General features: G+C 39.8%; 24 protein-coding genes. 16 read left to right on the top strand and 8 right to left on the bottom strand.

Annotated elements, in window-relative coordinates:
• Positions 1–4: 4 nt before the first annotated feature.
• The 4 genes from D7322_RS22820 to D7322_RS22805 all read left to right on the top strand — a co-directional run bounded on the left by D7322_RS22820 (position 5) and on the right by D7322_RS22805 (position 5,141).
• A complete protein-coding gene (locus tag D7322_RS22820; RefSeq protein ID WP_121126512.1) occupies positions 5–733 on the top strand; it encodes a (Fe-S)-binding protein in 729 nt (242 codons plus the stop codon).
• Between the two features lie 24 nt (positions 734–757).
• Entirely contained in the window at positions 758–1,648 is an 891-nt protein-coding gene (locus D7322_RS22815) for a TIM barrel protein (protein WP_121126511.1), read from the top strand.
• Between the two features lie 245 nt (positions 1,649–1,893).
• On the top strand, positions 1,894–3,468 hold the full coding sequence (locus tag D7322_RS22810; RefSeq protein WP_121126510.1) for a peptide MFS transporter: 1,575 nt from the start codon (positions 1,894–1,896) through the stop codon (positions 3,466–3,468).
• Between the two features lie 83 nt (positions 3,469–3,551).
• Positions 3,552–5,141 (top strand): peptide MFS transporter, encoded by a 1,590-nt coding sequence (locus D7322_RS22805; RefSeq protein WP_121126509.1) that lies wholly within the window; start codon positions 3,552–3,554, stop codon positions 5,139–5,141.
• 87 nt (positions 5,142–5,228) lie between these two features.
• Here the strand turns inward: D7322_RS22805 and D7322_RS22800 are convergent, their stop codons facing one another.
• Positions 5,229–6,521 carry a hemolysin family protein gene (locus tag D7322_RS22800; protein ID WP_121126508.1) on the bottom strand — a complete coding sequence of 431 codons (1,293 nt, stop codon included), beginning with the start codon at positions 6,519–6,521 and terminating at the stop codon, positions 5,229–5,231.
• 149 nt (positions 6,522–6,670) lie between these two features.
• A complete protein-coding gene (locus tag D7322_RS22795; protein WP_121126507.1) occupies positions 6,671–8,017 on the bottom strand; it encodes a Gfo/Idh/MocA family protein in 1,347 nt (448 codons plus the stop codon).
• 231 nt (positions 8,018–8,248) lie between these two features.
• Here D7322_RS22795 and D7322_RS22790 point away from each other — a divergent pair, with 231 nt between their 5' ends.
• Positions 8,249–9,355, top strand: a complete 1,107-nt coding sequence (locus D7322_RS22790; RefSeq protein ID WP_121126506.1) for a phosphotransferase enzyme family protein — start codon at positions 8,249–8,251, stop codon at positions 9,353–9,355.
• Positions 9,356–9,428: 73 nt separating this feature from the next.
• Complete coding sequence (locus tag D7322_RS22785) at positions 9,429–10,076, top strand: carbohydrate-binding family 9-like protein (RefSeq protein WP_121126505.1); 648 nt, start codon at positions 9,429–9,431, stop codon at positions 10,074–10,076.
• 25 nt (positions 10,077–10,101) lie between these two features.
• Here D7322_RS22785 and D7322_RS22780 read toward each other — a convergent pair whose 3' ends face one another.
• Positions 10,102–10,440, bottom strand: coding sequence for a DUF2853 family protein (locus tag D7322_RS22780; protein WP_077437479.1), 339 nt, complete (start codon positions 10,438–10,440; stop codon positions 10,102–10,104).
• A 227-nt stretch (positions 10,441–10,667) separates the two neighbouring features.
• Here D7322_RS22780 and D7322_RS22775 point away from each other — a divergent pair, with 227 nt between their 5' ends.
• From D7322_RS22775 to D7322_RS22740, 8 genes are all read left to right on the top strand, one after another.
• Positions 10,668–10,916, top strand: a complete 249-nt coding sequence (locus D7322_RS22775) for a type B 50S ribosomal protein L31 (RefSeq protein WP_077437478.1) — start codon at positions 10,668–10,670, stop codon at positions 10,914–10,916.
• Positions 10,917–10,994: 78 nt separating this feature from the next.
• The gene (locus D7322_RS22770) at positions 10,995–12,161 is read left to right on the top strand and encodes a putative sugar nucleotidyl transferase (RefSeq protein ID WP_183078814.1); all 1,167 of its coding nucleotides are present in this window, start codon (positions 10,995–10,997) and stop codon (positions 12,159–12,161) included.
• A 12-nt stretch (positions 12,162–12,173) separates the two neighbouring features.
• Complete coding sequence (tpiA, locus tag D7322_RS22765) at positions 12,174–12,941, top strand: triose-phosphate isomerase (protein ID WP_121126503.1); 768 nt, start codon at positions 12,174–12,176, stop codon at positions 12,939–12,941.
• Positions 12,942–12,950: 9 nt separating this feature from the next.
• Positions 12,951–13,790 carry a 50S ribosomal protein L11 methyltransferase gene (gene prmA / locus D7322_RS22760; protein WP_121126502.1) on the top strand — a complete coding sequence of 280 codons (840 nt, stop codon included), beginning with the start codon at positions 12,951–12,953 and terminating at the stop codon, positions 13,788–13,790.
• A 7-nt stretch (positions 13,791–13,797) separates the two neighbouring features.
• A complete protein-coding gene (locus D7322_RS22755) occupies positions 13,798–15,168 on the top strand; it encodes a Mur ligase domain-containing protein (RefSeq protein ID WP_121126501.1) in 1,371 nt (456 codons plus the stop codon).
• A 65-nt stretch (positions 15,169–15,233) separates the two neighbouring features.
• Positions 15,234–15,563 carry a helix-turn-helix domain-containing protein gene (locus D7322_RS22750; protein ID WP_070566095.1) on the top strand — a complete coding sequence of 110 codons (330 nt, stop codon included), beginning with the start codon at positions 15,234–15,236 and terminating at the stop codon, positions 15,561–15,563.
• A 135-nt stretch (positions 15,564–15,698) separates the two neighbouring features.
• Entirely contained in the window at positions 15,699–17,474 is a 1,776-nt protein-coding gene (locus D7322_RS22745; protein WP_121126500.1) for a peptide MFS transporter, read from the top strand.
• Positions 17,475–17,529: 55 nt separating this feature from the next.
• Positions 17,530–19,059, top strand: coding sequence for a peptide MFS transporter (locus D7322_RS22740; protein ID WP_121126499.1), 1,530 nt, complete (start codon positions 17,530–17,532; stop codon positions 19,057–19,059).
• 565 nt (positions 19,060–19,624) lie between these two features.
• On the opposite strand, the gene D7322_RS22735 is transcribed toward D7322_RS22740, so the two are convergent.
• Entirely contained in the window at positions 19,625–20,620 is a 996-nt protein-coding gene (locus D7322_RS22735; RefSeq protein ID WP_121126498.1) for an acyl-ACP desaturase, read from the bottom strand.
• A 209-nt stretch (positions 20,621–20,829) separates the two neighbouring features.
• On the opposite strand from D7322_RS22735, the gene D7322_RS22730 reads away from it, so the two are divergent.
• Both D7322_RS22730 and D7322_RS22725 read left to right on the top strand, forming a co-directional pair.
• Entirely contained in the window at positions 20,830–22,065 is a 1,236-nt protein-coding gene (locus D7322_RS22730) for a SufS family cysteine desulfurase (protein WP_183078813.1), read from the top strand.
• 11 nt (positions 22,066–22,076) lie between these two features.
• Positions 22,077–22,496, top strand: a complete 420-nt coding sequence (locus tag D7322_RS22725; protein WP_121126541.1) for a SufE family protein — start codon at positions 22,077–22,079, stop codon at positions 22,494–22,496.
• Here D7322_RS22725 and D7322_RS22720 read toward each other — a convergent pair.
• The 4 genes from D7322_RS22720 to D7322_RS22705 are packed head-to-tail and all read right to left on the bottom strand — an operon-like array spanning position 22,493 to position 24,622.
• The gene (locus D7322_RS22720) at positions 22,493–22,765 is read right to left on the bottom strand and encodes a VOC family protein (RefSeq protein ID WP_121126497.1); all 273 of its coding nucleotides are present in this window, start codon (positions 22,763–22,765) and stop codon (positions 22,493–22,495) included. The two genes, D7322_RS22725 and D7322_RS22720, sit on opposite strands and share 4 nt — an antisense overlap.
• A 27-nt stretch (positions 22,766–22,792) precedes the next feature.
• The gene (locus D7322_RS22715; protein ID WP_121126496.1) at positions 22,793–23,722 is read right to left on the bottom strand and encodes a DUF1801 domain-containing protein; all 930 of its coding nucleotides are present in this window, start codon (positions 23,720–23,722) and stop codon (positions 22,793–22,795) included.
• A gap of 4 nt (positions 23,723–23,726) precedes the next feature.
• Positions 23,727–24,161: a DUF1801 domain-containing protein gene (locus tag D7322_RS22710; protein ID WP_121126495.1), complete on the bottom strand. Its 435-nt coding sequence runs from the start codon at positions 24,159–24,161 to the stop codon at positions 23,727–23,729.
• 14 nt (positions 24,162–24,175) lie between these two features.
• Positions 24,176–24,622: an SRPBCC domain-containing protein gene (locus D7322_RS22705; RefSeq protein ID WP_121126494.1), complete on the bottom strand. Its 447-nt coding sequence runs from the start codon at positions 24,620–24,622 to the stop codon at positions 24,176–24,178.
• Between the last annotated feature and the right edge of the window lie 23 nt (positions 24,623–24,645).

Here is a 24,645-nt window from a genome sequence, read left to right as displayed (position 1 = left end):
AAATATGAAGGTAGAACTTTTTGTTCCTTGTTTTATAGATCAGCTTTATCCGGAGACTGCTTTTAATACGATTCGTTTATTGGAAAAAGTAGGTTGTGAAGTGCTTTATAACCCCGGTCAGACCTGTTGTGGACAGCCTGCTTATAATGCTGGTTTTTGGGACGATGCAAAGCAGGTAGGAAGGAAGTTTCTAGAAGATTTTTCGGGCGATCATGTCATTATTTCTCCTTCGGCTTCCTGTACCGGTATGGTCAGAAATAGTTATAGCGACCTGTTCGCGAATTCGGCCGATTCTCACCAATGTCATAAAATACAACAACAGGTCATGGAGATTTCCGATTTTTTGGTCAATGTACTGAAAAAGGATTATTTCGGAGCTGAGTTGGAGGGTGTTGGGGTATATCATGACTCTTGCTCGGCCCTGCGTGAATGCAAGATCAAGGATGAACCCCGGAAGTTGCTGAGTAAGGTGCTGGGATTGGAAATGCTGGAGGTAAAGGATAGTGAAACCTGTTGTGGTTTTGGTGGAAGTTTTGCTGTTAAGTTTGAAGGGATATCGGCCGCCATGGCAGAACAAAAAGTCAGAAATGCCATGGCATTGAATGCTGACTATATTATTTCGACGGATTCGTCCTGCTTGTTGCAGCTGCAAGCTTATATTGATAAACATAAATTACCTATCCAGACCATGCACCTTGTGGATGTACTGACCACTGGCTGGGGGAATATATAAATAACACACTTTAAATCTAAACACATGAATTCTAGAAGAGATTTTCTTAAAAACCTTGCATTAGCCTCTGCCGGTATAGCATTGGCGCCATCGCTGGAGAGTTTTGCCGCAGCAAAGAAAGATTGGTTTGACATTTCCTTAGCAGAATGGTCATTGCATAAAACATTGTTTAAAGGTGATTTGAACAATTTGGACTTTCCGGTCGTAGCGGCAAAAAAATATGGTATCTATGGTGTAGAGTATGTCAATCAGTTCTTTAAAGACAAGGCTAATGACAACAATTATCTGACTGAACTCAACATGCGCGCAAAAGATAATGGTGTAAGAAACGTCTTGATTATGATTGATGGTGAGGGAAATCTAGGTGATGAAGATGAAACGAAAAGAAAGCAGGCGGTACAAAATCACTATAAATGGATTTCTGCAGCGAACTTTTTGGGTTGTCATGCCATCCGTGTAAATGCTGCCGGCAAGGGAACTCCCGATGAGGTCAGCAAGCGTGTGGTGGAGAGCCTGACAACCTTATCTGATATCGGAAAAAAAGCAGGTATTAGTATTATCGTGGAAAATCACGGCGGTATTTCTTCACATGGTGACTGGTTGGCCAAAACTTTAAAAGCTGTAGGAAGCAAATATTGCGGAAGCTTACCTGATTTGGGTAATTTCTATGAATATGACCGTTACCAGGGTGTGACTGACTTGATGCCTTATGCGCATGGGGTCAGTGCCAAAACACATGATTTTGATGCTAATGGTAATGAAACCCAAATCGACTATGAACGCATGCTAAAGATCGTGAAAAAGGCAAAATTCAAAGGATATGTGGGCATTGAATATGAAGGAAGTAAATTAAGTGAAGAAGAAGGAATCTTCGCAACTAAAAAATTATTGGAACGATTGCGTCCATTGATCTAATATAAAAACACAAAGTTCTTTTCATGCGATTGAAAAGAACTTTGCTTTTAAAAAAGTCTTTCCTTTGAACGGATGGACCCTTTTAAATTAAATCTAGATTTTTGTCCATATTTAACTTGTAAACTGATTCGGTTGTCGGATGTGTTGTAACAGCCTTGATAACTTAACATAGCGTAATTTGGCTGGCTAAAAATGGATAAGCTGAAATCGCACTACCTGATATTGAAAAATAACGATTAGAAAACATGAATTTTGAAAAAGATGCTGTTCTGGAATCTCATTTAAATAAAGTGGGCGCTGAACAAGTGTTGGTGAAAGGACATCCAGCAGGATTATTTGTCTTGTTTTTTACGGAGATGTGGGAACGTTTTAGTTACTATGGCATGCGAGCGCTATTGGTAAACTTTTTGGTTTCCACCATTGCTCAACATGGCTGGGGCTGGACAAATTCGGAAGCAATGAAACTGTATGGTCTATATACAGGGATGGTGTTTTTAACACCGTTGTTTGGTGGAATTATTGCGGATCGGCTGACTGGCTATAAAAAGTCCATTATGGTAGGCGCGATCATCATGACCCTCGGCCATATTTCGATGGCCATGGAGGGATTCAACAAAAATTTCTTTCTCGCAGGATTGGTACTTATCGTTCTGGGAAATGGTCTGTTCAAACCCAATATTTCTTCGATGGTGGGTAAACTTTATCCCGATAGAGGCGGGAAAAAAGATGCCGGATATACGATCTTCTACATGGGGATCAATGGTGGTGCTTTTCTGGGAATGATGCTGTGCGGTTATATTGGGGAGAAGATAGGCTGGCATTATGGTTTTGGACTTGCCGGGATATTTATGTTTCTGGGGATGTTGCAGTTTTATTTTGCACAACGCATTTTTGGAAAAATAGGCGATACACCAGAAAAAGAAAACACTGTTTCGGAGGAGCTGAATTCCGATGATGAACATCCAAAACATATTGTACGTGACCGCCTGTTAGTCATTGCGATTTTCATGTTTTCAAGTATTGTATTCCATTTGGCTTTTGAACAGGCAGGTGGCTCAATGACCATATTCGCTAAAAATTACACCCAGCGGGTATTGAGCGGAGAGGCTGCTACTATTTTTAAATGGGCGGATTTTGCATTAACGATTGTGCCCATTATCGTGATTACTGTTGTATTGCTTGTCTTGGCGAAAAAGATAATTCGTAAATATCCCTTAATTATACTCTTCTCCAGCATTTCATTTGTGATTATTTGGTCTTTGTGCCTATGGAAGGTTTATCGCGAATACCATGGTATGAATTCAGAAGTGACAGTTTCCTGGTTTCCCATGCTCAATTCTTTCTTTATTATTACACTGGCCACTTCTTTTAGCAAGATCTGGGAGCGCGTCTGGAACCCATCGGGACCGATTAAGTTCGCCATGGGCTTGACCTTGGTGGGAGTTGGATTTGCTGCCCTTTCCATAGGAAGCGCCGAGATTCCAACGGGAGCGAAGACGGCTTCGGTCAGTATGATCTGGTTGGTATCGGCCTATTTTTTTCATACCGTTGGTGAGCTGTGCATTGGCCCGGTGGGCTTGTCTTATGTAAGTAAATTGTCGCCAAAGAAATTCTTAGGGCTGCTATTTGGCTTCTGGTTTTGTGCCAATGCCATCGCTAATTTTATCGGTGGATTTATTGGTTCTTACATTGATAAGATAACCGAGTCCCATTCCATGTCATTTTTCTTTGCAGTGTTTACCCTGATACCCATGATAGCAGCTGTATTTCTGCTGCTTGGTAATAAAAAAATAAAAAAGATGATGCATGGAATTGACTAATTCATAGAAAAATAGTGTATCTTCATGCGATTTTTATCAAATTAAAAACAAAACCTGAGTTATAAAACAATTATTGAAATTATATGAATCAAGAAAAAGATCAAGTTCTTGTAGCACATCTGGCCAAGCAGGGGATAGATGACAAGATGGTAAATGGGCATCCTGCAGGATTATTTGTGCTGTTCTTTACGGAAATGTGGGAGCGTTTTAGTTATTATGGAATGCGGGCGCTGTTGACTTTATTTTTAATCAGTACGATCGCTGATGGGGGATGGGAATGGAGCAATGAACGCGCAATGAAGTTATATGGTTTATATACAGGGTTTGTTTATTTGACCCCGCTGATTGGTGGTATGATTGCGGATAAATTGACCGGTTTTAAAAAGGCTATCTTGATCGGTGCGTTGATTATGACGCTGGGTCACCTATCCATGGCATTTGAGGCTGTCAATTCAGGCTTCTTTTTCTTAGGTCTACTCTTGATGATCTTGGGAAATGGGATGTTTAAACCAAATATCTCCTCAATGGTTGGAAACCTATACCCAGATAAAAGTGCGAAGAAAGATGCAGGTTATACGATTTTCTATATGGGTATCAATGCTGGTTCATTTTTAGGAATGCTTTTGTGTGGCTATATCGGTGAGAAGATAGGTTGGCACTATGGATTTGGTTTAGCAGGGGTTTTTATGTTCTTTGGAATGTTACAATTCTATTTTGGACAGAAAATATTCGGAATTATTGGCGATACTCCCAAAGCTCTACAGGCTCATCATGACGAGAAAGTCAAAAATAAAGAAGAGGTTGATGAGGTTATTCCCGGTAATGTCGTTAGAGACCGCCTTATTGTCGTTACAATATTCATGCTTGCCAGTGTGGTATTCTTTTTATCTTTTGAGCAAGCCGGAGGTTCCATGTCTATTTTTGCCAAAGATTATACACAGCGTATACTTTCAGGCGACTCAGCAGTAGCCTTTAAATGGATTGATACTATCCTAACGATTGTTCCGATTGTTATTGTAACTATTGTATTGACTGCTCTTGCCAGAAAGATCTATAAACAATATCCATTGACGATTTTGTTTACAGCGATTTCCTTTGGTATTATCTGGTGCCTGGGCTTATGGAAAGTATTTCGTGAGATTGGTATAACCGGTTCCGAGGTTGGCGCTTCCTGGTTCCAGATATTGAATGCATTTTTTATTATTTCGTTGGCCTCATCCTTCAGTAAATTCTGGGAAAAAATCTGGAACCCTTCTGGACCGGTCAAATTTGCTTTGGGCCTGATCTTGGTCGGTATTGGCTTCGCTGCGCTGGCTTATGGCGCAAGTGATATCCCACAGGGAGCGAAAACTGCCTCAGTTAGCATGATCTGGCTTGTTATCGCCTATTTTTTCCATTCAGCTGGAGAACTTTGTCTATCTCCGGTAGGACTCTCCTATGTCAGTAAACTCTCTCCAAAGAAGTTTTTAGGTTTACTTTTTGGCTGCTGGTTTTGTGCCTCAGCTATCGCTAATTTCATTGGTGGATTTTTAGGATCCTATATCGATAAAATTACAGCGGAACATTCGATGTCTTATTTCTTTATGATTTTTGCCATTGTTCCAGGGGTGACCGCGCTATTACTGATTGTTTTCAATCCTATTCTGAAAAAGATGATGCATGGCATTAACTAAGATGGCTGTCATAATATTATAATAACAACAGAGGGCCGATCATTTATGATCGGCCCTCTGTTGTTACTGAAAGGGATAATCCTCTTTTTATTCCTCGATTTTTAACAATAATTTATCTATACGGTTGCCATCCATATCCAATACTTCAAATATCATATTTTTGAAACGTACGCGTTCGCCTTCTTCTGGGACGTGGTCCAGTAGCAGGAAAACCAATCCGCCGACTGTAGTGACGTTATTGATGTCATCTTCATCTTCTTCGGAAAGTCCTATTTCAAATTCATCCAGGAGGTCCTCAATCTGATACTGCCCGTCCACGACATAATCCCCGTTGTCCAGTTGACGGATGGTCGGGCGTACACTGATATCGCTTTCGGTGATGTTACCAACGAGATCGCCTACGATATCGCGTAGTGTTATGATACCCTGTAGCGAGCCGTATTCGTCGATTACAACAGCCTGATGTACCCGAGATGTCCGTAAGGTATTCATGATGCTGTAGGAAGAGCTGAATTCATTGACAAATTTGATCGGAAGCAGGAGCTCCCGGAGATTAAAAGGCTTATTCTGAAAACATTGCCTAAGCAGGGATTTGACATGGACTACCCCTTTGATATTGTCAAGCCCACCTTCGCAGACGGGATAGATAGAATGGTCATTATCAAGGATAATCTGTCTATTTTCCTCGAAGCTGTCCTCCAGATCCAAAAATACAATGTGTTTACGGTGAGTCATCAGGTTGATGGCCTTTTTGTCGCCTAAACTTAGGAGACGATCTACAATATCATGCTCAATACCTTCAATTACGCCACTATCGACCCCCTCATCCACCAATGCTTTGATCTCCTCTTCGGTGACACTGTTTCCCGTACTCTTGATATTGAGGATCTTGACAATAAATTCAGTAGAGGCACTTAATAGCCAGACAAAAGGCTTTACGATCTTGCTGAGCAAATTCATGGGGTAGGCAATGAGCATGGCATATTTTTCAGGAATAGCCATCCCGATACGCTTTGGCACCAGTTCACCAAGAACTAATGAAAAATAGGTAATGATCAGCACCACCAGAATAACTGCCAGCTGCTGACTGTAGGGGGCGAGTATGCTCGATTTATTAAAAACTTCGATCAGGTACGCAGAGATGCTGCCTCCAGAAAAGAAACCTGTTAAGATACCGATCAAGGTGATCCCAATCTGCACTGTTGAAAGGAAACTATTGGGAGACTCCTTGAGATGCAATGCAATTTTGGCGGCAGGATTATCCTTGTCGCTCTCGGCCTGTAAACGCGCTTTTCTGCTGGATACGATTGAAATCTCAGAGGCAGACAGGATTCCATTTAAGATGATTAATACTAAGATTATAATTGCTTCAGTGAGCATAATGTTATCGAAAAATTGTTTGTGAAGGCTAATTTAAGAAAAAGGAAGGCTAAATGGTAGAACTATCGGGATTATATTAAAGGGTACAACGAAAGAAGCTGTATCTTTTCGAGATACAGCTTCTTTCGTTTATATTATTTTTTGGGGTCTTACATACCGCTATCATCAAGCATAAAGGTATTTTTCTTTGTTCTCCATTTTCCTTTTGTAAAATCTGGGAACGCTAAGGTTTTATTACCTTTTTCGATGGACTCCGTAGAGAGTGGGAATACTGCGCTCATGGTCACCGAATCATAAACGTCGATCGGCGTTTGGACTTTTTGTTTTACAGCTTGGATAAACGCGTTGAACACAAACCAGTCCATCCCCCCATGGCCTGAACCAGTCGCTAATTCTTCATATTTTTTCCAGATCGGGTGGTCATATTTTTTAACCCATTCGTCTGCTGAATCCCAGGTATGCGGTTTGGATTTCCCTTCAATGTGAATGCCTTTAGCGACGTCCATCCAGATGCCTTCAGTACCCTGCACACGGAAGCCGATAGAATAAGGTCTTGGTAAGTGCGTATCGTGTGTCAATAACATCGTTTCCCCATTTGCACATTGCAACATGGTTTGTGTAATATCGCCGTTTTTATAGTTTAATTTACTATTTGGATGTCCCGGTGATACTTTATTGACATATGCTGCCAAGCCACGCGCTTTGCTTGAGTAAGATGTAATGTGAGTAAATCTATTGCCTTTGTTGATGTCAACAAATTGCATGATCGGGCCTAAACCGTGTGTCGGGTATAGGTCACCATCTTGGTCAATGTTGAATTGCGTACGCCATTGCGCTTCCGAAATTGCTTTCGTTCCGTATTCAACACCGTGTCCGTAATAATTTTTTCCGTCATTGAAAAGAACTTCACGTAAATCATGTTGATACCCCCCTTCAAGGTGTAACAATTCACCGAATAAGCCCTGTCTGTGCATATTTAAAACTGCAAGTACATCGCGACGGAAAGCAACATTTTCCAATGTCATGTAAGGCTTGCCAGTTTCTTCAGATGCTTTTACGACATCCCAGTGGTCTTGAACGGTTAGGCCCGCGATAACCTCACAGCCTACATATAAACCAGCTTTCATGGCATCAATAGCCTGGTCTTTGTGAAACTGCCAAGGTGTTGCGATGATTATGGCATCTAATTTTTCACTGCTCAGCATTTTTTTATAAGCATCTACTCCTCCTGTATACTCTTTTGGAAGTTTGGTGCCTTTGGCATTGAACTGTTTGCGGCATTGTGCAAGAGATTCTTCTTGTGTGTCGCATACAGCAACAATTTCTAAATCGTCTCTGTTTAAGGCAATCTGAACATGGTTACGGCCGCGTAGGCCAACTCCGATAAAGCCGATTTTTATTTTCCCATTTGTTTGGGCGAATAAGTCTGTGCTTGAAAGAACGCCTATTCCAGCGGTAGTGATGGCAGTTGATTTAATGAAATTTCTTCTATCCATTGTTTTGAGATATGAGGAGTTTGTATATTAGTTATTTCTTCTTGATAAGAACCATCTATGAGACTGGCTCTTATCAACAAATATATTATTTCATTTGCTATAAATGAAAGTGCAAACGATTGTTTAAATTTATTAAATTTCATGCAATCGTTTGATTGAAATAAAAATTCTCATTTATTAATTCAATTTGTGATATTGCAAGCACATTGATGATTTAAAAAACATAGTTTAATGTCTGATTTTAACCAATTAGTAGTAGAGAACGCAGCAAAACAATTCACATTAGAAGGAGATATCATTTCAGTGCAGCCTTTTGGTTCTGGTCATATCAATGATACTTACCGCGTAATTACTTCCATAAATAGTGGAATATCGCATTTATTGCAACGCATTAACCATCACGTTTTCCCAAATGTGGACGGTTTAATGCATAATATAGAAATTGTAACAAAACATCTTAGTAAGAAAGTAAAAGTTGCTGAAGGAAAACGGGTCAGTGATCATGTCCTGACGATCATTCCTACACTGGAGGGTAAGTTATATACAAAGGACAGTCAGGGGAATTACTGGCGTATGTTTATCCTGATTGAGGGTACTAAGAGTTATGATATCGTGGAGACTGAGGTGCAGGCGGCCGAAGGTGGACGTGCCTTTGGACTGTTTCAGAAGCAGCTTTCTGACCTCGATGCTTCCCGGATTGTTGAAGTACTTCCTAATTTTCATAATATCGAATTTCGGCTTGATAATCTTCGGAAAGCTATCGCACTGGACGTTTGCCAACGTGTGGAACAGATAAAGGATAAACTGGATTTTATCTTTAGCCGTGAAGACCGTATGAAGACAATCCTGGATTTGGGAAATAAAGGTGCATTGCCCTTGCGTATTACACATAACGATACAAAATTTAATAATGTATTACTTGATGTCCATGATAAAATGCAATGTGTGATCGATCTGGATACAGTAATGCCTGGATATGTTGCCTATGATTTTGGGGATGCTATCCGTACCATTATTAACCCTGTTGCCGAAGATGAGAAAGATGTGTCGAAGATCGTACTGAACCTTTCGTTGTATAAAGCCTATGCAGAGGGCTATTTGGAAGAGGCAAACGAATTTTTGACGACACTGGAAAAAGAAACCTTGGTCGACGGTGCTTTTTTATTGCCTTATATGCAAGGGGTACGTTTCCTGACTGATTACATCGAAGGTGACCATTATTATAAGACCAAATATGACGATCATAATTTGGTGCGCACAAATACACAGTTGAAATTGGTGGAGGAGATGGAAAAGAATGAGGTATTTATGAGAAAGGTAATTTTTGATTGTATTTAGTGATTTTATACCTTTAATATGTTGAGAAGCTTCCATCGGATGATGAAGCTTCTTTTTCTTAACTTTATTGCATATGAAGAAACTAACCATGCTGCCCATCGCATCAAATTTGACAGGCAGTCTCAATTTTAATCAGCTTTCGGACCTTGTCGGCGATTTCGAATGGCATACGTTAGACCATTGTAATTGGAGTGAGCTGTATCCTTATAGACCACAGGTACAGTTTAAGATCGGTTATACAAAAAATGAACTGTTATTGCAGTTTGATGTCGCAGAGGAGCAATTGCGTGGGAATTACTCGGATGTCAATCAAAATGTTTGGGAGGATAGTTGTGTGGAATTTTTTATTTCGTTTGACGATCGTAAACATTATTATAACATCGAATTTAATTTAATAGGAACTGGTTTGATCGGTTATGGATCACCTGATAAATCAACGAGAAACAGACTCAGTACAGCTGAAATAGAGACGGTACAGGCATTTTCCATGATTGAGCGCCATAGCGGCACTGACAAGCGGTGGAGCATGATCCAGGTTATTCCGCTAGCTGTGTTTAAATTTGATGATACAAGTGAGCTGAAGGGGAAAAAAATACACGGAAACTTCTACAAATGTGGGGATAACCTGAAAAATCCGCATTTTTTGTCATGGAATAAAATAGATAATCCAACTCCTAATTTCCATTTGCCTCAATTCTTTGGAGAATTGGTCTTTGGATAGAAGTTGGATTACAAATTGTTGATGCTTATTGGTAAACGGATTCTTTTTTGAATTTTTTTGCCAATAAAGCATACACCAAAACACGGTATTTATTTTTATTGGATTTACCAATAGTGGTAATGACTTCTTCTAATGCTTTGTCTAAATCAGGGCCATCTTTAAGACCTAATTTTTTGATCAGGAAATTTTGCTTGACACGTTTAAGCTCCTCGGGATCTGATGCTGCAATAGTTTCTGAATCTGCATTGTAAATGGAAGGTCCCATCCCTTTGGTCACTTTGGCGATAAATGCATCATCCAGTGAAAGACCTAGTTTTTTTGATTCTGCAGTATATGCAGCAATTTTTTCATCTAATTTGCTCATAATTATGTAAATGATTTAATTGTAGTAAGTTAAGTTAGGAGAAAAAAGTTGGAAAACAAAATAATTCTTGAGGGATAAATAAAGATTGTTACATTTGTAATCGTTTAAGTGCCGGTAACTGAAAGTGTGGAAAAATTCAGTGAATTATTCTTTGCAATTGTTGCAAATTACATTTTTATAAATTATCTTTGCACCTCAATAATTGAATATACGTAATCATAATAATAATGAAAAAAGATTTGCATCCTTCAAATTACAGATTAGTTGTATTTAAAGATATGTCAAACGACTATGCTTTTATTACTAAATCTTGTGTTGACACGAAAGAGACTATTCAGTGGGAAGATGGTAATGAGTATCCAGTTGTAAAATTAGAGATTTCTCATACATCACACCCTTTCTATACAGGTAAAATGAAATTGGTTGATACTGCTGGACGTATTGACAAATTCCGTAGCCGTTACAACAAAAAATAATTGTAGCAGATCTGTATATTACAATATTAAGAACTCGATAAATGTTATTTGTCGGGTTTTTTTTGTTATTTTTATTTTGTGAAAATCTTTTTTGTAGATTGTTTTGATGCTGTCCGACCGTTGGATAAGCTTACTTTCCCGTTGACTTCTTTTAATAAAAAGAGCTTATATCCTTTTACTTTTATTAAATCCTGTCTTGACTTACGTGTCGGTATTCTGACGCTAAGGGAGAAATGGCATAGGTTGACCTCAGTATTCGATTTGGAACTTGCTGAAGGCGAAGTGCTGGAGGACGGAGCCGTTTGGGTGACCAAACATGTTGTTCCTTCTGAGACGTTTTTACGGGCTGTGTTGGCCATGGAGGAAGGAGATGTCTTGCGGTGCGGCGGAATGATTATTGCCTTGCGGTATAACAGAAGCTGTGCGCTTAAGTTGAAAGATATAACCGAAGGAATTGCGCTGTTGAAAGGGGTGGAGGATTTATTTTTATTGACAGGCGCTGAAATTGAGCATGATTTCAAGCTTTTGGCAGCTAAGACATCTATTAACAATGTTTCCCCGACAAATCAGCTGATAGGGACGGCGTTTTATATTGCGGAACAGGTCACGATGGAATGCGCGACGCTCAATTCGACTTCCGGACCTATTTACATTGATGAAGGCGTCACCATCATGGAGGGAGCACATTTACGCGGGCCTTTATACTTAGGAAAAGGGGCCGTCGTAAAAATGGGGGCAACCATCTATGGAAATGTATCAGTTGGCAGGAAGAGTGTCGTTGGCGGCGAGGTGGGCAATGCGGTTATCGGTGATTTTTCGGCAAAAGGTCATCACGGCTATCTGGGCTGCTCAGTTATTGGCGATTGGTGTAACCTCGGTGCAGGAACATCCAATTCGAACCTTAAAAATAATCTGAAAACAGTCTCAATTTATGATTATAAGCTGGAAGGGTTTAGAGATACCGGTTTATTAAAGTGCGGCGTTTTCATGGGAGATTATACGCGAACGGGTATTAATTCTTCTTTAAACACCGGAACGGTAATTGGAATTGCAAGTATGCTGGCAGATACAAGTTTTTATGCTAAATTTGTACCGTCGTTTGCCTGGGTGTTTAATGGGGATACGCAACACTATAACTTTGATAAGTTTATGGAGTATCTGGAAACGCTATATATGTCAAAAAATGAAGAACTGCCCGAACGGCACAAGAGGGAATTGAATCAACTTAACAAAAAATATAATTAAATCGTAAAAATCATGCGCAAGAAAATCGTAGCTGGTAACTGGAAAATGAATTTAGACTATCAATCGGGACTAAGTTTATTCTCTGAAATTATCAATATGGCCAAAGATGAGGTAATCGGAAATCAAGAATTGGTTGTTTGTAGCCCTTTTATCCATTTGTCAAGTCTTGGACAACTATCCAAGAATGTGACAAATGTAAATATTGGTGCACAAAATATTCATCAGGCAGAATCTGGAGCATACACAGGTGAGATTTCAGCAGTTCAGGTAAAATCGGTCGGTGCTTCACATGTTATTTTGGGACACTCTGAAAGACGTGCTTATTTTGGTGAAACAGATGCTTTGTTGGCTGCAAAGGTAGATATTGCTTTGAAACATGGCTTGACACCGATATTTTGTATTGGAGAAACGAAAGAAGAACGCGAGTCCGGTGATTTCTTTGAAATAATTAAAACACAATTGACTGATGGATTGTTCCATCTATCCAATGAAGCTTTTGCAGCTGTGGTATTGGCCTATGAGCCAGTTTGGGCAATTGGTACAGGACTTACTGCAAGTCCGGAACAAGCACAGGAGGTACATCAGTTTATTCGTCAGGTTGTGGCCGAGAAATATGGGCAGGAAATAGCCGATAATACAAGTATCCTTTACGGTGGATCCTGTAATCCGGGCAATGCAAAGGATTTGTTTGCGCAAGCGGATATCGACGGTGGTTTGATCGGAGGAGCTTCTTTGAAATCGAGAGATTTTATTGATATTGCCAAGGTGTTTAACGGCTAATTTTTAGAAATGAAATACACAGAGGTTATCTTTCAAATGCTATCAGGGGAGGAGTGGCAAAAGGATCTATTGGTATCTGATTTGGCAGACATTGGTTTTGATACTTTTGAAGATACCGAATCCGGATTTGCAGCCTATATACCGGCTGCAAACCTTGATTTGCAAGCATTAGAAACGTTAATGCTAAATCTTAATGCTGGACTTGAAGTGGACTATAAGGTTCAGGAAATAGAAAACCAGAACTGGAATAAACTTTGGGAAAGTAACTTTAATCCCATAGAAGTCGGTGGACAGTGTTATGTACGGGCTACATTTCATGAGTCAAAACCTGATTTCCCTTATGAAATCATCATAGATCCTAAAATGTCTTTTGGGACAGGGCACCATCAGACTACATCAATGATGCTTCAATATATCCTGGAAAATGATTTTGAAGGCAAGCACGTATTGGATATGGGCTGTGGTACAGGTATCCTGGCGATTCTGGCGTCAAAAAAAGGTGCTAAGGCCGTATTGGCAGTGGACTATGACGAAATCTGCATAGAAAGTGTCGCTGAAAATAACGGGCTTAATCAAGTTGGCAACATAGAGGCTATATGTGGTTCCTTTGAGGTGTTAAAAGATCGTCTTTTCGATACGATATTAGCAAATATTAATCGAAATATCCTGCTGGAGCAGTTGCCGCAGTATGCATTAAGTATCAATAAAAATGGAGAGTTGTACTTAAGTGGATTTTATGAACAGGAAGATTTGGCGATGTTGCTTGATGCCGCTGAGTCTTTGGGGTTTGAATTTATCTCCAAAAAAGTTTTAAATAATTGGTGTGCAGCCAAGTTTGTGAAACGGTAATAGAGCGATGCGTATTCATTTTATAGCGATAGGTGGTAGTGTGATGCATAACCTTGCCATTTCATTGGCAAAACAAGGGCATCAGATTACTGGATCTGATGATCAGATTGTGGAACCTTCCCGTTCCCATCTTATCGAAGCTGGATTATTGCCAGATCAATTGGGATGGTTTTCCGACAAGGTGACAGATGATATTGATGCTGTTATTTTGGGAGCACATGCGGAAGCAAATAATCCCGAATTAAAAAAAGCACAGGAACTAGGTTTAAAGATCTATTCTTTTCCTGAGTTTATACAAGAACTCTCGCAGGATAAGATCCGTGTAGTTATCGCAGGTAGCTATGGGAAGACAACGATCACGAGCATGGTCATGCATGTGATGCGATTCTTAGGTAAAGATTTTGACTATTTAGTAGGGGCTCAGTTGAGAGGCTTTGATAAATTAGTAGATATTACAAAAAATAATAAGATTATTATTATCGAGGGAGATGAATATGTTTCGTCCAAAATTGATCCTAAGTCCAAATTTTTGTATTATAAGCCCAATATTGCCTTAATTTCGGGTATTGTATGGAATGAATTTAATTCCAAAATATCCAAAGAGGAATATATTAAACAGTTTGAAGATTTTATTGACTCCATACCCCCTAAAGGTACGCTGATCTATAATAAAGAAGATGCTGTCCTTCAGGGTGTTTTACAGGACACCAAAGACTGTAAGATCAATAGACATGGTTATAAAATACCTGATTATACCATTAACAAGGGGGTTACTTATCTGAATACAGCAGATGGAGATGTCCCTTTACAAATATTCGGAAAGCATAATCTGTCTAACATTGCCGGCGCCTATACAGTATGTGAATGGCTTGGTATTAAGAAGAAAGAGTTCTTTGACGCGATTAAGAGTTTCAATACCTCCATCCGTTATCTGGAATTTGTAGCCAGTTCTGAGGGATCTGTGGTTTACCAGGATTATGCTTGTAATGCAGATAAGGTTAAATCAAGTATTCACGCCGTAAAAGAACAATTTCCTAATCAGAAATTGGTCACAATTATCGAATTAAACTCGTATGATAGTTTGGATTCAAGCTTTTTGTTACAATATGCTGACTCCATGCGTGAGTCGGATCTCTCTGTTGTCTACGTGAATATCAACTCCTGTAAGGAAATGAACAAAAATATTGAAAGTGTTCCTGAGAATATCAAGAAGAGTTTTAATAATACTGATTTAGAGGTTGTTGTGAGTTTAGATGGCTTGTATTCTTTTTTAGATGGAGTAAAATCCAGAGGTTATAATTTACTACTTATGAGTTTAAATAATTATAACGGGGTTAATCTGTCCGTTCTTGCCGATCGTTTTTTTAGGGATTTTTAAAGAAAAAATTATAATTTAATGTAAATTAATTTTTATTTGCTATTTTTGTTTAAAATATCTACCAGATGAATGCATTAGGAAAAAAAATTAGATTACTTAGACACCAAAAAGGGTGGAGTCAAGAGGATGTTGCAAAGCGATTGGATATCTCAATCCCGGCATTTTCAAAAATTGAAACAGGAATTACAGATGTGAATCTGTCTCGCCTGAATCAGATCTCAAAATTATTCAATTTGACAGTTGTCCAACTATTATCCACTTCTGATTCAGAAGAGGATAAAGAGTATGTTAATGAGGTCAATGCGTTAACGCAAAAGTTGCAACAACGCGATGGCGAAGTTATCGAACTTCAAAAAAAGGTCATTGATCTTTACGAACAATTGCACAAAAGATAGGGCATATTAAAAATGTTACTGAAAAGGTAATCCAAAAGGGTTACCTTTTTTTGTTTATGCAACTTTATTTTGGTCAAAAGTGATTTTGTTTTTGTTTCTTTGTAAGTATTTTATAAAAATAAAGGTTGATTACTTATGGGGAGACAAAACGGGGAAATCACTACAAGCCCGTCGAATGATTTTTTTAAATCAAATGTACTAGGGCAGCGCTCAGGGCTGTTTGTACTTTTCTTTACAGAAATGTGGGAACGATTCTCGTTCTATGGAATGCGGGTCCTATTGATGCAATTTTTAACTGCTGCGGTTATCCAAGGGAGTCCATTCTCTGGCTGGGCATGGACTGCTCAACAGGCAGGCGCATTGTATGGGACTTATGCCATGATGCTTTATTTGACACCGATCCTCGGAGGAATCATTGCTGATAAATATATCGGATCCCGGAAGGCCGTTATTATAGGTTCGGCGATCATGACTTTAGGGCATGCCGCAATGGCTTTTGATACCGCCATTATGTTTTTCTTGGGGTTGATCTGTCTTGTTATCGGAACGGGCTTTTTCAAGCCGAATATGCCTTCAATCCTTGGTGAGATGTATAAAGACCTTCCTGAAAAGAAGGATGGCGCATATACCATATTCTATATGGGGGTTAATGCTGGCGCTTTCTTTGGGATGATGCTCTGCGGTTATATCGCTGAAACGTATGGATGGCATTGGGGTTTTGGATTAGCCGGTATTTTTATGCTCTTAGGTACACTTCAGTTTGTTTTCGCAAAACCGCTCATGGGCAACCTCGGTATTTTGGACAAGTCTGCGACCGGTGAAAAGAAAGAAGCCAAGGTTAGCGATACGGATACCAAAAATCCGTTTACATTAAGAGATTATGTGCTGATCGCTATCGTATCCATTATAGGTTTTTTATATGCTTTTAATGACCCCTTGTCAAAAAATGACATTATTGATGTTTTCGAGAGGCTGGATACTTCCTTTTTGAGAGGCCAATATATCATGGTCATTATTGCATTGATCTTGTTTATTTATTTGATCGTTTCCCGGATTTTGCGTTATGACAAGACTGTTCGGGACAGGATGTTTGCGGTGGTGCTTTTGGCATTTTTTCTTATTTTCTTTTTCATGAGCTTTGAACAGGGCGCAACTTCACTGGTTATTGTCGCAAGAGATAATATCGACAGAGCGCTTACAGGCACTGCATTGATGACATTTAATGTGGTCAATGGTTTATTAACCATTGTACCGCTGTCAATTATCAGTTGGGTCTTAATTAAATTGGCCAAGGTTACCTGGAACAAGATCGCAATATCCAATATCGTTTTATTTGTCTGTTTTGGACTGATCTGGGGTGCAGCAATCTGGATGCTTTATCAGGAGTTTAACAAAGAGGCTTCAGAAATCAAAGTCTCTTGGTTCTCAATTCTTAACTCCTTTTTTATTATTGCATTAGCGTCCACAGTTTCCAAGATCTGGGAATCGAAATATAATCCTTCGGCAGCATTTAAATATGGATTTGGTCTGATTCTGGTTGCCATCGGATTCCTGATTATCGGATTGGGATCATGGGGGATAGCTCCTGGAGTAAAAATCTCCATGGTATTTCTTGTCCTGACTTACCTATTCCATACTTTGGGTGAATTGTTTATTTCACCAGTGGGTTTGTCTTATGTTTCTAAATTGGTTCCAGCACGGATGTTGGCTTTTATGTTCGGTATCTGGTATCTAGCGATCGCTATTGCACAAAAGGTTGCAGCGGTATTGGGCGGACAGGTGGAAACAATTCAACAGGAATATTCGTTGAGTCACTTTTTCTTTTTATTTACAGCGATTCCAGCTTTGGCCGGATTGCTTGTCATGCTGTTCAATCCTTTGATCAAAAGATTGATGCACGGAATTAAATAATAACTATATAAGCTTCTTTTGCGAAAGAAGCTTTTTTGATTAATATAAATACAGTATGGAGGCGAGTAAACACGAGTCATTAGAGGAGATTCAAAATTTTAAGGGCAAGTACCCACGGCAAATCTGGAGCCTATTTTTCTCAGAAATGTGGGAGCGGTTTTGTTTTTATGGCATGCGGGGCATGTTGGTGTTTTTTATGATCACACAACTGAATTTTGCAGAGAAAGAGGCTAATTTACAGTATGGAGCTACTCAGGCATTTGTCTATGCTTTTACATTTATTGGTGGTCTTTTCGCTGACAAGATTTTGGGTTTTAGAAAATCATTGTTCTGGGGCGGTATACTAATGATTGTAGGGAGTCTTTTCCTGGCGGCAGATCCACATCAATATTTCTTTTTTGGTCTCTCATTTATTATTATTGGTACCGGATTTTTTAAACCGAATATCTCTACGATGGTGGGAGAACTCTATCGTGATGGAGATAGCCGTCGTGATGGTGGTTTCTCGCTGTTTTATGCCGGGATCAACCTAGGTGCATTTTTAGGAGGCTATGTTTGTGTCGCTATCGGTAAAGGGTATATGTTGAGTTCGGTTATCTCCGAACCTCACCGTTGGAATGTTGCCTTTGGTTTAGCTGCAATCGGGATGCTGGCAAGTTTGATTAATTTTCACTTTACCAAAAGACACCTTGGACCCATCGGGCTTCAACCCGGGCACCCAGATGCTATCGTAAAGACGAAAGCCTTGCCAAAATGGGTTGAATATGCGGTATATGCGCTGACGTTGATCTTTATACCTGTAATTCAGATCATGGTGTCGAAAACCCAATATACGGACTATTTTATGTATACTATTGGCCCATTAACACTTTTATACCTGTTTTATGAAATGTCACAAGTGACCAAGGAGGAACGTAAGAAATTAATTGCTGCACTGGTATTTATTTTGTTTTCCATTATCTTTTGGGGGATATATGAACAGAGTGGTGGTTCATTGAGCATCTTTGCTGCCAAGCACCTGAATGACTCTTTATTCGGGGCCGTGACACTTGATCCAAACGGTGTCAATAATTCTGGGGGTGCATTATTTATTATCGCCTTAGCACCATTATTTGGACTATTCTGGATCTGGTTGGGAAAACGTAAACTTGAACCGAATACCATTATCAAGTTTGGATTGGGCTTTGTTTTCCTAGGGCTAGGATACTATGTGCTTTTTGCTACACGTCTTTTTGCCCATGATGGGATGACCTCATTGGATATCTTTACACTTGCCCTATTAGTGATTACCGTCGGGGAGCTCTGTCTTTCGCCAATTGGACTGTCCATTATGACGAAACTGTCTCCGGCAAGGTTACAGGGTATTATGATGGGAATGTGGTTTTTGGCGAGTGCTTATGGGCAATATGTGGCGGGCTTGATCGGTGCGGGTATGGCTGATGCAAAAGAAGGAAGTTCGCTGACGGATAACTTAGTGACGTACACCGAAAGTTATAAGCAATTGGGCTTGTATTCGTTAATCGCAGGTGTGGTGCTCATCGCATTGTCGCCTGTTGTGCGGAAGCTCATGGGAAATGTGAAATAATTTCTGACTATTTAAAGTCCGCCATTCCTACGATAGTGATTCGTGTCTGTTTCGTATCTGCTTCGGGATATAGTCGTATCAGCTTCGGGGTGTTACAGTAATGAGAGCGTGGTGAGTCCGTGGTGAGTCCGTGGTGAGTCCGAGTATAACACGGATTCACCACGCGAGTAAAGCATTGACAGGTCTCTCTTACCTGCTCTCAGGGGCGGAGGAGGGCCAAATATGTCCCGAAGTATAGTCGAAAGATAGTCGAATCATGGGGGATACTCGGACTCTGTTCAGGGGAATTAATGTATGTGTGTGTTTATCGGCTTATTTGTAACATATTTACATGTAATAAATTTTATTATTTATATTTTGTTGTATAATGGCGTAGGTGTTATGTGTAAATAAAAATTTCAAAGCACTGCGGACATTTGGAGAAGTCTAGTAATTCTTGTGCTAAGATTTCCCATTTTCCTAACGTATATATAAGGCCCGAGGTATAAGAATAAGACTGCCGCAGAAATTAAGGAGGCAAGGAGTAAACAAAAAAGCCTGATTAGAAATAACCAGGCTTTTTTGTTTATCCATATATCCATTTGAATTTATATTCTTTTTCGGGAACCTTCATGCGATCTGCTAATCTTGCAAGACGATCCGGTAATTTGAGGAGATAGTCTCTTGCTTTTTCTCCCTGATCATTCAGTCCTGAAACTTGATCAATCTTCCACTCATTATTAAGTTCTTTCAAGATATCAACATAATCTAAAGCGGTATATACGCCTAATCGCTGTGCAGCATCTGAAAAATGGGCAAAGGCGTCACCCTGAGGTTCGCCTGCTTCTCTTAAAAACTGTGCCGGCATAACGATTTTCTTACGCATCATATCTTCAAAAGCTATCATCACTTCGCTAGGGTCTACAGTCAGGGCTTTTGATATGAAAGACATATAGGCCTTGGCGTGACGTGCTTCATCCGATGCAATGACACCACACATCTTCGCTAGAAGCTTATCGCCACTTTTTTTGGAAAGTCCCGATACCCGACGGTGGGATACGTTGGTGGCAAGTTCCTGGAATGAGGTATAGATAAAGTTACGGTAAGGATCAGCACCAGTCCCAATATCAAAACCATCTTGTATCAGATATTGTGTGGACATCTCAAACTGACGCATATCTATTCTTCCGGATAAGTAAAGATATTTATTCAATAGATCCCCGTGGCGGTTTTCTTCGGCAGTCCAGGCACGAACCCATTTCATCCATCCACCTTGTTCATTTTTATCGACATCCTCGACCATAGTCAACCACGATTCGTAGGTCGGAAGCGCTTCTTCGGTAATTGTATCGCCAATTAATACCGCGACCAAGTCATACGAAAGTTCTTTGGCACTTTCCTGTAAATCTCTTATTTCCTCAAAAAACGTATCCCTTGAAGCGTCTGGAAGGAAATCAGCGGGTTGCCACATTTCTTCTACAGGCTTCAGGTATTCGCTCATTTCATTTAACATGAAAGGCTCCAAGTAGGCCATCACTTCTTTACGTGAGCCTTCTGGTAAATTTAGAGGTAATTCTTGCATATCATTACAAAGGTAAATAAATAGCGTCAATAAATTATAAAAGCATGAGAGAATTGTTTAAAATGGTAAAAGGGGATAAAAGGAGCTTCTTTAACCGGATTGAGCCACGTTATATTGCGGGGGACAGCCGGCTTGGGCAATTGATAATGACATAAAAAACAGATTGCTCAGCCCGTATTCGATAAAATACTATTAACTTTGTATAAATTATGGAGACGACTTTGGAAACATATAACATAGATAAAATACGGGCAGATTTTCCTATTCTAAAAAGAGAGGTGAATGGCAAACCCCTGGTTTATCTGGATAATGGTGCGACGACACAAAAGCCCAAGGCGGTAATAGATGCCATTGCACATTATTATACGGATATGAACAGTAATGTACACCGAGGTGTTCACTACCTGAGCCAGATATCAACGGATGCTTTTGAGGTTACCCGTAAAAAGCTTCAATCTTTTATCAATGCCCCCGAAGATAAACAAGTGATCATTACCAAGGGTACGACTGACAGCATCAATCTGGTAGCAACTTGTTATGGAAGGGCATTTATACATGCAGGAGATGAGATCATCATTTCTGCGATGGAACACCATTCCAATATTGTTCCCTGGCAGATGCTCTGCGATGAGAAAGGATGTAAAATCCGTGTTATCCCTATGAATGACAAGGGGGAGCTTGATATGGAAGCTTACCAAAATTTATTCAATGAAAGGACCAAGCTGGTTGCAGTAACCTACGTTTCCAATGCATTGGGAACGATCAACCCGGTGAAGGAGATGATCTCGATCGCACATGGCAAGGGAGTGGTTGTCCTGGTTGACGCGGCACAAGCTGTTCAGCATATTCAGGTGGATGTGCAGGATCTTGATGTTGATTTTTTGGCGTTTTCTGGACATAAAATGTACGGGCCGACAGGTGTCGGTGTGTTGTATGGTAAGGAAGAGTTATTGAATGCGATGCCTCCTTATCAGGGTGGCGGTGATATGATCAAAGAGGTGACTTTTGAAAAGACAACTTATAATGAATTGCCTTTTAAATTTGAAGCTGGAACACCGAATATCGAAGCTGGAATCTGTTTAAACGAAGCTATTGACTATATCAATTCAATCGGCTTAAAGAATATCGAAGCTTATGAGCACGAGCTGTTGGACTATACCTTGGAAAAATTGTCCCAGATTCCTGGAATGAAATTTATCGGCACCGCAGACCAAAAATGCTCCGTCATTTCATTCATTATCGAAGGTACGCACCCCTATGATGTAGGTGTAATTTTGGATAAATTGGGAATAGCGGTGCGAACCGGTCACCACTGTGCACAGCCTGTAATGGACCGTTTTGGTATTTCGGGCACAATTCGGGCTTCATTGGCACTTTACAATACAAAAGAAGAAATAGATATCTTGGTGGCAGGCATTCAGCGTGCTGTCAATATGTTGGTGTAATAAAAATGGTTATGACAATTAATGAAATACAAAATGAATTAATTGAGGATTTTGCTTTCTTTACCGATTGGATGGAAAAATATGAGTACATCATTCAGCTTGGGAAAGAGGTTCCTTTAATTGATGAGCAATATAAGACAGAAGAATATATTATTAAAGGCTGCCAGTCCAAGGTATGGCTGTATCCTGAGGTCAAAGACGGAAAAGTGTATTTCACGGCTGATAGTGATGCAATTATCACCAAAGGTCTGGTTAGTCTGATGGTCAAAGTACTGTCTGGATATACGGCAAAAGAAATTGTTGATGCAGACCTGTATTTCGTTGATGAAATAGGGTTAAAAGAGCATTTGTCGCCGACCCGTGCTAACGGTTTATTGTCGATGATCAAACAAATGAAATTATATGCACTGGCATTGCAGGTCAATGCTTAGCTGATACAGAAAAGGGGATGATCGTTATCCCCTTTTTTTATACACATTATAAGCATAAGCGCTTGGCCATTGGCTGATAAGTTTATCCTGTTAAATCTTTTATAATGATTTTTTTTCATCTTCATCAGCGCTTCTCCGGCTCCGGAAGTCTCGACAACGATCGGGGAGTTGCCGGTTACACGGCTGTTTGAAACGGTCTGACAGTATAGATCAAAAGCCTCTTTCGCATTTTGATCAAACCAGATCGACGGTATAATAGAATTTCCCATATGCGTATATTTTTTGGTTGAAATTCATTATTTATATTTATCATTTAATCCTTTATTGGCAATAATCATCGGCCTGATTTTTTCCAGGCGGGATAATTTAGTTTTTTCCTGTTTAGCCTCGCTAATATATTGGATATATTCTTTTTGTTTTCCGGGAGTTAAGGCATTGAAATGCTCATGAAATACCTTATCTGAACGAAGCGCTTCCTGTAACAGACCGGATGGAGGGATAACTTCTTTTTTTACCGGTTTAATTTCTTTTCCTTCGTCAACAGTTTGAATAGATTCTTGGATGTACGCTTCAATTTTGGCACTATCCATCTCATTCACATCCTTAAAACGCCATTGGCGGAGTGCTTTGGTTTTTCCTTCTGAAGCACTGATCAGAACATTTTCCTTATCTTCTAAAAATACGCCGTTATAGAACCAGAGGGAGAAAAAGTTTTTGAAACCGCCCCATCCGATAACATTCTTTCCTTTGTGTGTATAAACGTAACTTCCCCATTTGAATTCTTTTTTCAGTGTGGTTTTTAACATGATCTGTTGCATCATTTCTTCTGCTTGCAGCCAATTCCCACGGTTTTTATGCCAGTTGGGACCTTGCTTATCTCTGAGTTTTTCGATATTGAAGGCAACAATTTCCAGAATGATTTTTTCGGGTATGGGTTGGTCTATGGGAATCTGAATGGCGCCTTTTGTTGTTTTGAAAGCTTTGAGCCGGGGAGCGAAATGTTCAATGGCGTCCGGCCCCGGGTATATTCCGAGATGCTGCTTATTCATGGCAAAATGAATCAGATTGCCATTCAATCGAAAGGTAGGCATCTGGTAGGAAATGGTTTCTGTGGCCGCGGTGGGGACCATCCCGGCAATAAGTTTGTAGATCTGGATGAGATATGCTTTCTTATCCCCCTCAAATTGGTTTATATACGCGTCGATTGTTGAAATGCTGCTTGTCATACTATTATTCCTGATCCTTGATCCTTGTGTATTTTGTTGATAAAAATTGGATAGTCTCCTGCATTAATGTGGTCAGATGATCCGTATTGATATCAGTTAGTTTTTTAATATAAATACAGGCTTTTCCTTGTTTGAATTTACCCAATTTTTCCACCAGTAGTCTATGTTCGTCAAGTCCGGTATACACATAAAGCGAGATCGCCGCTTTTCGCGGGCTGAAGCCTATCAAAGGCACATAACCTTCGTGTCCGCTCGCGTATATATAATGATACTGTCCAAAGCCAATGATGGATCCGCCAAACATCTTTGGGGCTTCATTTGAGACGGAATGCATCAGATGGATAAGCCGGATACTGTCTTCTCTTTTTTGCACATCCGATATTTCTTGAATAAAGTCATTTACATTCTTTTCTGTATAGGAAGTTTTGTTTACCGCCATCGCCCTAATTGTTGTTAAAACATAAAATCAAATGCACCTTTTCGAAGATTGATATTATATTCGAGATAAGCCTTCATGCAAGCCAGAAAGTTTGCCCATCCTTCCGTTTGTCGCATCATGATCAAAATGCCATCTTGATCGTTGTTCATTTCATGTTCCGTAATTTTGACGACGGTAGCGTCTTCCCCAAAGGCAGACAGGTTGATTTCAACCAGCTGGTTGGCGATCCCACCGCTCCAGTCAAACGAAATATAGCTGTCCGGGTGAATTGTTTTTCCGGTTACTGGAAAACTGTCGGGGAATTCGGGGAAAGTCCATTCTACGGTTTTCCCGGTCTCTAATCGTCCAGTTGAGGACTTAATAAAATAATGATTCATTTTATTCGGATCAACGATGGCTTCAAAAACTTCATGGACGGGTTTTTGAATCTGAATGCTTGCTTTTGCAGTTAGCTTTTCCATGATTTTAAAATAAATTTTAAACA

The organism is Sphingobacterium puteale (genome assembly GCF_003627955.1).
Classification (GTDB): domain Bacteria; phylum Bacteroidota; class Bacteroidia; order Sphingobacteriales; family Sphingobacteriaceae; genus Sphingobacterium; species Sphingobacterium puteale.
This window is presented reverse-complemented; position numbering and strand designations above follow the sequence as displayed.